9 protein-coding genes are annotated in these 11,467 nt (G+C 59.7%); 6 read left to right on the forward strand and 3 right to left on the reverse strand.

Translation table 11 applies throughout. The annotated features are described in order from the left end of the window. The first annotated feature begins 20 nt into the window (after positions 1–20). The 5 genes from prfA to NW822_RS09355 all read left to right on the forward strand — a co-directional run bounded on the left by prfA (position 21) and on the right by NW822_RS09355 (position 5,992). Positions 21–1,103, forward strand: coding sequence for a peptide chain release factor 1 (prfA, locus tag NW822_RS09335; RefSeq protein ID WP_414360719.1), 1,083 nt, complete (start codon positions 21–23; stop codon positions 1,101–1,103). A 79-nt stretch (positions 1,104–1,182) separates the two neighbouring features. Then, entirely contained in the window at positions 1,183–3,816 is a 2,634-nt protein-coding gene (gene acnB / locus NW822_RS09340) for a bifunctional aconitate hydratase 2/2-methylisocitrate dehydratase (RefSeq protein WP_414404248.1), read from the forward strand. Positions 3,817–3,870: 54 nt separating this feature from the next. Next, positions 3,871–4,164, forward strand: a complete 294-nt coding sequence (locus tag NW822_RS09345) for a PepSY domain-containing protein (RefSeq protein ID WP_414360713.1) — start codon at positions 3,871–3,873, stop codon at positions 4,162–4,164. A 180-nt stretch (positions 4,165–4,344) separates the two neighbouring features. Then, positions 4,345–4,785, forward strand: coding sequence for an Hsp20/alpha crystallin family protein (locus NW822_RS09350; RefSeq protein ID WP_414404249.1), 441 nt, complete (start codon positions 4,345–4,347; stop codon positions 4,783–4,785). Positions 4,786–4,915: 130 nt separating this feature from the next. Then, a complete protein-coding gene (locus tag NW822_RS09355) occupies positions 4,916–5,992 on the forward strand; it encodes an ABC transporter ATP-binding protein (RefSeq protein ID WP_414404250.1) in 1,077 nt (358 codons plus the stop codon). A gap of 57 nt (positions 5,993–6,049) precedes the next feature. On the opposite strand, the gene NW822_RS09360 is transcribed toward NW822_RS09355, so the two are convergent. Beyond that, positions 6,050–7,318 (reverse strand): class I SAM-dependent methyltransferase, encoded by a 1,269-nt coding sequence (locus NW822_RS09360; protein WP_414404251.1) that lies wholly within the window; start codon positions 7,316–7,318, stop codon positions 6,050–6,052. Positions 7,319–7,494: 176 nt separating this feature from the next. On the opposite strand from NW822_RS09360, the gene NW822_RS09365 reads away from it, so the two are divergent. Beyond that, positions 7,495–9,285: a peptidase M8 gene (locus NW822_RS09365; protein WP_414404252.1), complete on the forward strand. Its 1,791-nt coding sequence runs from the start codon at positions 7,495–7,497 to the stop codon at positions 9,283–9,285. A 108-nt stretch (positions 9,286–9,393) separates the two neighbouring features. On the opposite strand, the gene NW822_RS09370 is transcribed toward NW822_RS09365, so the two are convergent. Together NW822_RS09370 and NW822_RS09375 are read right to left on the reverse strand one after the other, a co-directional pair. Continuing rightward, positions 9,394–11,049 carry a hypothetical protein gene (locus tag NW822_RS09370; protein ID WP_414404253.1) on the reverse strand — a complete coding sequence of 552 codons (1,656 nt, stop codon included), beginning with the start codon at positions 11,047–11,049 and terminating at the stop codon, positions 9,394–9,396. Between the two features lie 220 nt (positions 11,050–11,269). Next, the gene (locus NW822_RS09375) at positions 11,270–11,449 is read right to left on the reverse strand and encodes a hypothetical protein (RefSeq protein ID WP_414404254.1); all 180 of its coding nucleotides are present in this window, start codon (positions 11,447–11,449) and stop codon (positions 11,270–11,272) included. Between the last annotated feature and the right edge of the window lie 18 nt (positions 11,450–11,467).

An 11,467-nucleotide genomic window follows, 5' to 3' on the forward strand; every position in this document is an offset into this window, starting at 1 on the left:
TCCTTGCTAGCGTTGGATCTATGGCTTCTGCTCAGCTAATCGAGCAGTTAAAAAACGTTGAAGCCACCTTCCAGGAGTTGACGGTGCGCTTGGCCGATCCCGATGTGGCCACCGATCCGGCGGAGCTGCAGCGGATTGCCAAGGCTCGCTCCTCCCTGGAAGCCACAGTGCAAGCTTTTCACGACTGGCAAAAGCTCACTCGCGACCTCCAGCAGACAGAGGAGCTTTTGCGGGAGGCGGCCTCCGACCCAGAGCTGGAGGCGATGGTGAGGGCAGAGCTGGAGCAACTGCGCGCCCGCCAAGAGCAACTGGAGGAGAAGCTGACCCTGCTGCTCCTGCCCCGGGATCCCAACGACGAAAAAAACATCATGTTGGAGATCCGCGCTGGCACGGGTGGGGAGGAAGCGGCCCTCTGGGCAGCCGATCTGGCCCGCATGTACACCCGCTACGCCGAGAAGATGGGCTGGTCAGTGCGCCTGGTCAGTCTTTCCGAGGGTGACATGGGCGGCTATAAAGAGGCCATCCTGGAAATCCGCGGCGATCAGGTCTACAGCAAGCTGAAGTTTGAAGCCGGCGTTCACCGGGTGCAGCGGGTGCCCATCACGGAAGCCCAGGGGCGCATCCACACTTCAACCGCCACGGTGGCAGTGATGCCGGAGGTGGACGAGGTGGAGGTGGTGATTGATCCCAAAGACATCGAGATTAGAACGGCGCGTTCCGGCGGGGCGGGTGGCCAAAACGTCAACAAAGTGGAAACGGCGGTGGATCTCCTCCACAAGCCCACTGGGATCCGCGTCTTCTGCACTGAGGAGCGCTCCCAGCTCCAAAACCGCCAGCGGGCAATGCAAATTTTGCGGGCTAAGCTTTACGAGATGAAGCTGCGGGAGCAACAGGCCTCCATTAGCTCTGCCCGCCGCATGCAGGTAGGAACAGGAGCCCGTTCAGAAAAAATTCGCACCTACAACTATAAGGACAACCGCGTCACTGACCACCGCCTTAACCAGAATTTTCCCCTACAGCCCATCTTGGATGGAGAGCTGGACGAGCTCCTCCAGGCTTGTATTGGCCTATACCAAAAGGAGCTGCTGGCGGAGCTCTCGTAGGCGGGGAGGGGATCCCTTCCTGCTGCCAACCTGGCGGTAGAATGAATACCCATATCGAGTAACCCGAGGAATCCTCCCCATGCTGGCTGAGTACCGCCAACATGCCGCTGCCCGCGCAGCGCAAGGGATCCCGCCGCTGCCCTTGAACGCTGCCCAGACCAGCCAGGTGTGCGAGCTGCTCAAGGATCCCCCTGCTGGCGAGGAAGCTTTTTTGTTGCATTTGCTCACAGAGCGGGTGCCGCCGGGGGTGGACGAAGCGGCCTATGTGAAGGCGGGCTTTTTGGCCGCTGTGGCTAAGGAAGAAGTGCACTCGCCCCTCATTACCCCCCGGCGGGCGGTGGAGCTCTTGGGGACGATGCTGGGGGGCTACAACGTCCAGGTGTTGCTGGAGCTGCTGCAGGATAGGCGGCAGGAGATCGCGGCAGCAGCGGCCCGCGCCCTTAGCCACACGCTGCTGGTTTTCGATGCCTTCCACGACGTGCTGGAACTCAGCCAAGCCGGCAACGCCTATGCGCGGCAGGTCATCGAGTCCTGGGCCGCCGGGGAGTGGTTTACTGCCAGGCCGCCCCTGGCCGAGGCCATCACCGTAACGGTGTTCAAAATTGCTGGCGAGATCAACACTGACGACCTTTCCCCTGCGGCCCACGCCACCACCCGCCCGGACATCCCTCTGCACGCCCAGAGCATGCTGGAGGCGCGCGCACCGGGAGCGATAGCAACCATTGCTGAGCTGAAGCGCCGCGGCTATCCCGTGGCCTTTGTGGGGGATGTGGTGGGCACGGGATCCTCCCGCAAGTCTGCCCTCAACTCCCTCCTCTGGCACATTGGCCACGACATTCCCTATGTGCCCAACAAGCGGGCCGGCGGGGTGATTCTGGGGGGCACGATTGCACCCATTTTCTTCAACACCGCCGAAGATGCCGGCGCCCTGCCCATCCAGTGCGATGTCTCACGGCTGGAGACGGGCATGGTGGTGACAATCCACCCCTACGAAGGTGTCATCCGTTCTGAGGATGGCCAAGTCCTCTCCACCTTCTCCCTGCAACCCGTGACCTTGCCGGACGAGGTGCGGGCGGGGGGCCGCATTCCCCTCTTGATTGGCCGGGCCCTCACCGACAAAACCCGCCAGGCCCTGGGGCTGGATCCCTCTCCCCTATTTATCCGCCCCACCCCGCCCGCCGACACCGGCAAAGGCTATACCCTGGCCCAGAAAATTGTCGGCAAAGCCTGTGGGCTGCCGGGGATCCGTCCGGGCACCAGTTGTGAGCCCCTGATCACCACCGTGGGATCCCAGGACACCACCGGGCCCATGACCCGCGACGAGCTGAAGGAGCTGGCCTGCCTGGGGTTTAGTGCCGACCTGGTGCTGCAGAGCTTCTGCCACACCGCCGCCTACCCCAAGCCGGTGGACATCCAGATCCACAAAGAGCTGCCCGACTTCTTTGCCTCGCGGGGGGGCGTTGTCCTGCGGCCGGGCGACGGCATCATCCACTCCTGGCTCAACCGCATGCTACTGCCGGATACCGTCGGCACCGGGGGCGACTCCCACACCCGCTTTCCTTTGGGCATCTCCTTCCCGGCGGGATCGGGGTTGGTGGCCTTTGCTGCTGCTATGGGGGTGATGCCCCTGAATATGCCGGAGTCGGTACTGGTGCGCTTCCGGGGGGAATTGCAGCCCGGGATCACCCTGCGGGACATCGTCCACGCCATCCCCTACGTGGCCATCCAGCGGGGGCTGCTCACCGTCGAGAAGCAGGGCAAGAAAAACGTCTTTGCTGGGCGAATTATGGAGATCGAGGGCCTGCCCCATCTCAAGGTGGAGCAAGCCTTTGAGTTGACCGACGCCTCAGCAGAGCGCAACTGCGCCGCCTGCACCATTAAGCTCAGCGTCGAGACGGTTGCCGAGTACCTGCGCTCCAACGTGGTGCTGTTGAAAAACATGATTGCCCGCGGCTATCAGGATGCGAGAACCCTGCTGCGGCGCATCGCCAAGATGGAGGCCTGGCTGGCCAACCCCACTTTGCTGGAGGCGGATCCCGACGCCGAATACGCTGCCGTGATTGAGATTGACCTCAGCAGCATCACCGAGCCCATTGTCTGTGCCCCCAACGATCCCGACAAGGTGATGACCCTGAGCGAAGTCCACGCCCAGTATGCCGCCGGCAACCCCGACACACCCATCCAAATTGACGAGGTGTTTATTGGCTCCTGCATGACCAACATTGGCCACTACCGGGCGGCTGCCAAGATTTTGGAAGGGCAGGGGCGGGTTAAGGTGCGCCAACTGTGGATCTGCCCACCCACCCGCATGGACGAGGCGCAACTGCGGGCTGAAGGGGTATACAGCATCTTTGCCGCTGCTGGCGCAAGAACGGAGATGCCCGGCTGCAGCCTGTGCATGGGCAACCAGGCCCGCGTGGCAGATGGAGCCACCGTTATGTCCACCTCTACCCGTAACTTTGACAACCGCATGGGCAAAGGTGCACGGGTCTACCTGGGATCCGCCGAGCTGGCGGCTGTCTGTGCCCTCCTGGGGCGGATCCCTACCCCTGAGGAATACCGGGAGATCGTGGCCACCAAGATCCAGCCCTTTGCCGGCGAGCTGTACCGCTACCTCAACTTCCACGAGATCCCTGGCTTTGAGGACGAAGGGCGGATCATCCCCCGCGAGCAAATGCCCAAGCTGGAGGAAGTCCTCGGGAGCCGTTCCTAAAGGGGCCACTCTGATAGCATGGCAGCATGGTTTGCTAGCCTTGGAGAAATCCTGATGGCCCTGCCCCGAAAACTCGCCCGCCAGATCCACCGCGCCCTGGCTCCCCTCCTGGCCCTGCCCCTGGTAGTGACGGTGGTAACGGGATCCCTTTACCAAATTGCCCGCCTCAACGGCAACTTGGACTACTACTGGCTAATCCAAATCCACAAAGGGCAGTGGGGGCCGCTGGATCTGCAGGCCATCTACCCCTTCTTAAACGGCTTGGGGCTGTTGGTGATGGTGGCTACCGGCCTGAGTTTGTGGTTGCAAACGAGATCCCATCCCCTCTCCAAGCGCAGCGATTCCTGAGAGCTTTCTCCTGATTCTTGGGTGAGAAAATACCCCAACTGATTTCCAGAAAACTCGACCTCTGGAGGCAGCTAGACAGCTTACCCTAGTGTATAGGGGCTAGGCTAAAGCCCTAGTGAGTAAAGCTTGAAGAGAAGTTAACCAAAAGTTAACCAAAATCTGATTAGGAGGTGGATAAATATGGCTCTGGTTCGCTGGGATCCCTTTCGGGAAATTGACGAAATTCAACGGGAAATGAACCGGATGTTTGACCGGCTGATGGCTCGTCCTACCGAGCCTGATACCTTTGCCTTCGTGCCGGCGGTGGAAATGCACGACGATCCGGAAACCATTACCCTCAAGCTGGAGCTGCCCGGCTTAAACCCCAACGATCTGGACATCCAAGCGACGGCGGAATCGATCTCCATCAGCGGCGAGCGGCGTTTTGAAAAACGCTCCGAAGACAAAGGCGTAACCCGCACCGAGTTCCGCTACGGGCGCTTCCAACGGGTGATCCCGCTGCCCAACCGGATCAAGCACGATCAGGTGAAAGCGGAATACAAAGATGGCATCCTCACCCTGACGCTGCCCAAAGCGGACTCTGAAAAAGCCCACGTGGTCAAAGTGAACGTTGTCTCCTAATCGGCTGAGATAAGCGTCACTCTTGGCTTAAGCAAGTCTAGATCCTAGAGGGTAGGCCACGAGCCTACCTTTTTTGCTTTTCGGCTTGTCCATCCTCAACTCCCCTCTCCCTGAGGGAGAGGGGCCGGGGGTGAGGGAATACTCCCTCCCAGGGATCCGATTTGAAGACGGGGAATTTCTCGTCTTCGTTGGCCCCTCCGGCTGTGGCAAGACCACCACTTTGCGCCTCCTGGCCGGCCTGGAGGAGGTGAGTGCCGGCTCCATCTACATCGGCAACCGCCGGGTGAACGACGTTCCCCCCAAGGATCGGGACATTGCCATGGTCTTCCAGTCCTATGCCCTCTACCCCCACATGACCGTGGCCGAGAACATGGCCTTTGGCCTTAAGCTGCGCGGCCTGCCTAGGGCGGAGATCGAAAGCCGAGTTCGGGGGGTGGCCAAGCGGCTGGGGATCGAACACCTGCTCCACCGCAAGCCCAAGGAACTTTCCGGTGGGCAGCGGCAGCGGGTTGCCGTCGGGCGGGCCATTGTGCGCAACCCGGCGGTGTTTTTGATGGATGAGCCCCTCTCCAACCTCGACGCCAAGCTGCGGGTGCAGGCGCGGGCCGAGATCAGCAAGTTGCACATGCAACTGGGCACCACCTTCATCTACGTCACCCACGACCAGGTGGAAGCCATGACCATGGGCAACCGCATCGCCGTGATGAAGGATGGCCGCCTGCAACAGGTGGACACCCCCCAGACCCTCTACAACCGCCCCGCCAACCTGTTTGTGGCCGGCTTCATCGGCAGCCCTTCCATGAACTTCTTCTCAGCCAAGCTGCGGGAGCAAGAGGGCACCCTCTGGGTGGATAGCGGCGCCTTCCGCGTGCCCATCCCCCCCCACCAGGCGGATCCCTATCGGCCCCGCGCCGGCCAGCCGGTCATCTTCGGCATCCGCCCGGAAAACATCCACGATCCCCAGTACCAGCCCCCAGGGATCCAACCCGCCCGCGTGCGCGCCAGAGTTGCCGTTGTCGAGCCCCTGGGCTCTGAAGTCCTCCTCCACCTCAGCGCCGCCGACCCCGAAGGGATCCTCCCCGAGCAGGAGTTTGTGGCCCGCGTGGATCCCCGTACCCAGCTTCGCGTCAACCAATGGGCAGAAGTGGTCTTTGACATGGATCGCTTCCACCTCTTTGACCCGCAAACCGAGGAGCGGCTGGGATAACGCTAAAAAGCCCTCGGAAAGCTAGGGGGTTGGAAAAGCTGCTAACTGCAGTCGCCCTTACCGTAGCGGCGAGTTTAGGAGAATCACCAGGCGCTCTTCCAAAAACTTCAGGTTGGCCAACACTTGGCTAAACGCTTCTTCCTGCGTCCAGTCCATAATCTCCATGGCTTTGTGAACCAGCAATTGCACCGGCACCGGCAAGGGGCCGAAGACATCCACCAGCCAGCGCACCGAGAAAGGATCGATGGTAATGTTCCCCTCAGCGCCCGGCCAGCCGTTGATGTTGACAGGCCCGTTGTCGCGAATGGCGTTGAGGAACGCCTGCTTGGCATCCAACCTCACCAAAAGCGGGTGGGCTTGTACAGTGCCATTCCACCATTCGTCGTTCGTAAACGGCTCAGGCTTGGGAATGCCGGGGTGCCCACACCAAAAGTCGATCAGGCGGGTCATGTTGGGGAAAACCAGCTCGATGAAGTGAAGCTTTTGCTCCTCGCTTAACTTGTTGATTTGCCGCATCGTGTAGGGCACCGGCTTGGTCAAAACCCTCTCCACCTTCCACTGCTGCCAGTTCACCATGCTAATAAACTCAAGGCCGGCCTGCCTTAACATCTCAAACACCTGCGGCACCGTAAAGCCCTTGTCGCTGCGCAGCAGGAAATTGGCCAGAATCCCCCCTGTGGTTTTGATGGCATCGCCGTTCCAGTGGCTCTTCACAAAGCTGGCATCGGTGAGAGCTTCCATCACCTCCCGCAGCAGCGGTACAGCTTTGGCCGCTGGCTCATCCATCACCCCCAGCAGCTCCATCGCCTCCTGCATGTTGAAGATAAACTGCCGCTGATAAAGGCTGTGCACATTGGTGCGAATGATCCCATCAGGCTTGAGCACCTGCCGCATGCCTTTCAAGCCGGCCACCGGGTCGTCCAGCAGGTAGAGAACGTCGTTGCAGGCGATAAAATCAAACTCCTCCCCCAGCGCCGTCATGTCGGTAATGTCCATAACATGAAAGCTGGCGTTCTCGATCTTGTGGAACTTCAAGCGCTGCTCCGCCAGCTTGATGGATTCAGGTGAAATATCTACTCCCACATAGCGAGCGCCGGGGTTGGCAGTTGCCAAAACCAAAGTTTCCCAGCCGGAGCCACAGCCGGCATTGAGCATCACCTTGCCTTCCGGCAGTACCACCTTGCGATCCCGCAGGTACCTGGCTGTTGTGAGGCTGTTGGCAAACAGGGCCAGGTTGTCGGTAACCGTCTGCTCAATCGGCACATTTGGGTAGGGAAACTCGTCAAACTGCGCCTGGACGGGGTTGGACACAACTTTCTCTGCCATGGCGGCCTTCCTGTGTTTTTAGGTATCCCAAACTCTTAGCACGCTCCCTATCTTACTGCACAGCCAGCAATCTATATCTCTCCGGCGTTCCTCTGGCCTTGAAGCGGGTAATCTTTGCTGGTAACTTTTTGATGGCGCTGCCTTAGTGTTGATCATCCTGCCAGAGGGTTTTTTCTATGGGCTCACGCAGACGCCTATTGCTGTTGGCGGTAACTTTTCTCTTCGGGATCCTGGCAGCCTGCGGCCTGGCCACGGGGCCTGGCTTGATCAGCCGGCCAGAGACGCCCTCCTCCACCCCTGCCGCCTACTACGACGGCAACCCCCAATCGGTAACCATCCGCGATGCCGCCATCGCCTTTGCCATCGCCAGCGGGATCACCCAACCCAGCCAGATTGTTAGCTTTGTCAACAACGTTTTGCGGGTGCAGCCGCCCATAACTTTGGCTGAGGTAACCACAGCCAACCCCAACCCGGTTGCCATTTCCGATTTCGATGGCGACGGCAGGGGGGGAACGGATCGGGACGCGGCCATCTTGTTTGCCATTGCCACTCTGCGAACCCGCGAGGCCAACCGCATCAACGATTTTGTCAACAATGTGCTGCGGCTACAGCCTCCCCTTAACCTGACGCCCGAACAGGCAGCCAGGTTGCCGGGGCCAGGGTTTGTCCCACCGACAGCCTCGCCTACTCCTTCTGCCTCTCCAACGGCCTCGCCTTCGCCCACTCCTTCCCCCACGGCCTCGCCCTCGCCGTCACCCCCTGGAATCCCCACCCTGGGGGTGCCGCAGACGGTAACGGGGCGCCTGACCACCAGTAGTCCGCGGGATCCCCGTCGCCCGGATCACTTCATCCAGGAGTTCCTGCTCAGCGCGTCCGCGGGGCAAACGGTGCGGATCCAGCTTTCCAGCAGCGAGTTTGATACTTACCTCTTCATCGTTAACCAGGCTACTGGGGAGGTGATTGCCGAAAACGACGACTTTGGGGAGAGTAGCAATTCCCAGCTAGACTTGGTTGTGCAAGCTGGAATTAACTACTTGGTGCTGGTTAGCAGTTTCGAGCCGGGTGCTACAGGCGCTTTCCAGCTTAGGACTGCTCTGGTTGGCTCCGCACCTACTCCTGCTCCTACAGCTTCTCCTACAAGTTCTCCCCCTCCCCCTGCCGGCGGCTTCAACATCGAGGTTGAATTTATCGACAATAGCCTCAGCCCTTCCCAGCGCAACATTGTTCTGCAAGCGGCCCGGCGCTGGGAGCAGATCATCACCGGCGATCTGCCCGATGTTGCCGTAACACTGCCGGCCGGTTTCTGCGGAGGTGGTTTCCCGCCAACAGCGCTGGTCAATCGCCGGGTGGACGACATCTTGGTGCAGGTGACCGGCGCCCGGCCTCTCTTTGCCCCTAGCGCTCCGGGGGGGATCCTTGGCGAAGCTGGCCCCTGTGGCTCTCCCCGGCCCGGGATCGGCATTATCCCCTATGGCAGAGTAGGGCTGGATCCTGCCGATCTGGCCAGGCTAGAAGCTCAGGGGAGTCTATTCCACGTGGTTCTGCACGAGTTGGGCCATGCGCTCGGCTTTGGCCTCGGGCCCAACTGGAGGTCCCTTCTCCGTAACAGTGGCACCAACAACCCGCGCTTTGCGGGCCCTCAGGCCACGGCTCAGTACAACAGCCTTGGCGGACTTGGCAATGTGCCGGTGGAGCCGGAGGAGCCACCAGAAGGTCACTGGCGGAGGACGTTGGGCCTTGAGCTGATGACGCCTATCCTGCCCCCTCCGCCCTCGCGCCCCGTTCTTAGCCGCATTACGGCAGCGGCCATGCAGGATCTGGGGTTTACTGGCATCAATCTTGCGGCGGCGGATCCCTATGAGCTGCCCCCAGAAGGCCGCCGCCTGCCGCCGACAGGAGAATGGCTCTTCTTGGGCGACGACGCCATCTTTGGGCCCATTGGCGGCGAGACGCGGCTGTTGCCCTAGGACAAAACCTAAACTGTGGATGGCCCTGCTGGCTGTTGCCCGGCAGGGCCACTTTGGTATAGAAAAAGGCCCCCAGCGGAGGCCAAAAGAGAGAAGAGATGGGAGAGGTTAGGAGGGGCAAGTGCAGCCGGAGGCTACGAAATCTTTGCCTAAAGCAAAGTTGTTGAAGGTGTTGTTAGTATTGGTTACAGTTCCTGGGGATCCTGTGGCTTTACAGATACCGATGCTACTGGCTGCTACCCCAGTATTCGTGAAGGTGTTGCCTTGCACAGTTACAGTGCCAGTAGCGTTAACACAAACCCCAATTGCTATCGCTCCTGAGCTTCCTTCTCTGACTTGAATTGACGATCCTCCCTCCACTTTTCCAGAAGCAATGGGGCCTGATAGGAGAATAGAGAAAACATTCTGTCCTCCGCTAGCTGTAATCGCGCTCAAGCTTACGGTGCTGCCACTCACCTCCACAGAGCCGGAAGTCGTTTTCCCGTAAATACCTACAACGCCCTGAGCATTACCTGATCCAGCGGCCACAACAGAGCTACCGTTTATTACCTTGAGAGTGCCAGTGCCCTCATGCAAAATACCGGTAACGAAGTTCCGGTTGTTGCTTGGTATAGAAATATCTACGTTGTCGAGAATGACAGTGCCGCCGACGGTGTTTGGCACGTAAACACATTTGTCGCCTTTTCCAACTTCAGCAGCCCCACTAGTGGTAATACCCGTACAGTCAATGATGATGTTTTTCAGAGGAGTACCCGCGGCGTTAAGGGTGATGGCGGCTTTGTTGGGGCCAGTACCACTACTACCACCGGGATCCCCACTGGTGATCTGGATCCCTTGCAGCGTATAGCCTTTGCCGAGGGTTAAAGTGCGGTTATTCAAATTGAGAGTAAAGCTAACGCCACTGTCAGGAACCAACGTGATGGATCCAAGTGGCAACTCATTAATGGTAAGGTTATCGTTGAGTGACTCTGTTTCGCTGCCCAAGATCGTCACAATCACATTTGTCCCACCACCAAGGCTGGCTGCCGCCCGAACTCCGGCGGAGGTCAGAGCATGCTTCACAGTCCGAAATGGCTGAAGGCGTGAAATGCCAAGGTTAGTATCATCGCCAAGCGTTGGGTGTATGTAGAACTGGACAGGCGGGGTCGGTGTGGGCGTTGGCGTGGGCGTGGGTGTCGGGGTCGGTGTGGGTGTGGGCGTTGCAGTCGGCGTGGGCGTGGGCGTGGGTTTGGCGAAGAAGCTGTCGAGCTGGGTTTGGGTGACCTTGACACCCGGAAACTTCAGCGTGTCGGAGACAAACCGGTTGATTCGGTCAGCATCCGTCTCCTTCAGGGTAGCTGCCGCAAACAGCACCGCCGCGTCGTCGCAGTCCACCAGGCCGTCGCCCGTGAAGTCGGAGATGGCTGGCTTGAGCGGGTTGCCCAGCCCCGTAACCTGAGCAGCGGTGATCGGCCCTACCTTCAGGGTATTGTTGACAAAATTCACAATCTGGGTGGGGTCGCCCGTTCTGAGGGTGCAGGCAGCAAAGAGCACCGCTGCATCCCTGGGTTCGATAGAGGTCTTCACCCCGTCGTAGTAGAAGGAAATGCTATCGGGCGGCGTCGCAGGTGTTTCTGGAGCCTGAGCAGAGAGGGTTGGCGGAACTTGGGTAACACTGGGAGCCTCAGAAAAAGAACAGGACGCTACTCCCCCCACCAGAGAGGAAGTGAGCAGCAGCGAAAGCAGCGAAGAGCGCAGGTTGGTTTTGGGATCCCGAGCAGTCATACTCAGCCTCCGTTGGTTAAAACTCAAGGGGGCTGAAGTCTTGGGCAGAGGCTATCTGGCTCACTCCAGGGAAACTGGCCTAAGAGGCATGCCTAGGCAAATCTTACCCAAATTGGCGCTTGAAAAGTAACGTTGGGGCAAAAAAGACCACCTGCTCGTCAAGAAAAAAAGAAGGGCAACCCAATGCCCTCCCGCAACTTCTGTGGCAGCCAACCTCAAGCTAGTTGACCGAGATGCTCGGCCCGAAGTTGAAGTAGGTGGTGCTGCCGGGGTTGGTGGTGTTGTCAAAGGCGTCCAACGTCCTACCACCCACCGTAATCGGCTGCGGCGAGGCGATGGCCGGCGTTACCCGGATCTGGCCGCCGAAGGGGATGGTAAAGGGCCTGGGGAAGGTGGCCACTGTATCTTATACACAACT

It is taken from the genome of Synechococcus sp. H70.2 (assembly GCF_047462275.1).
In the GTDB taxonomy this organism is placed as follows: Bacteria; Cyanobacteriota; Cyanobacteriia; order Thermostichales; family Thermostichaceae; genus Thermostichus.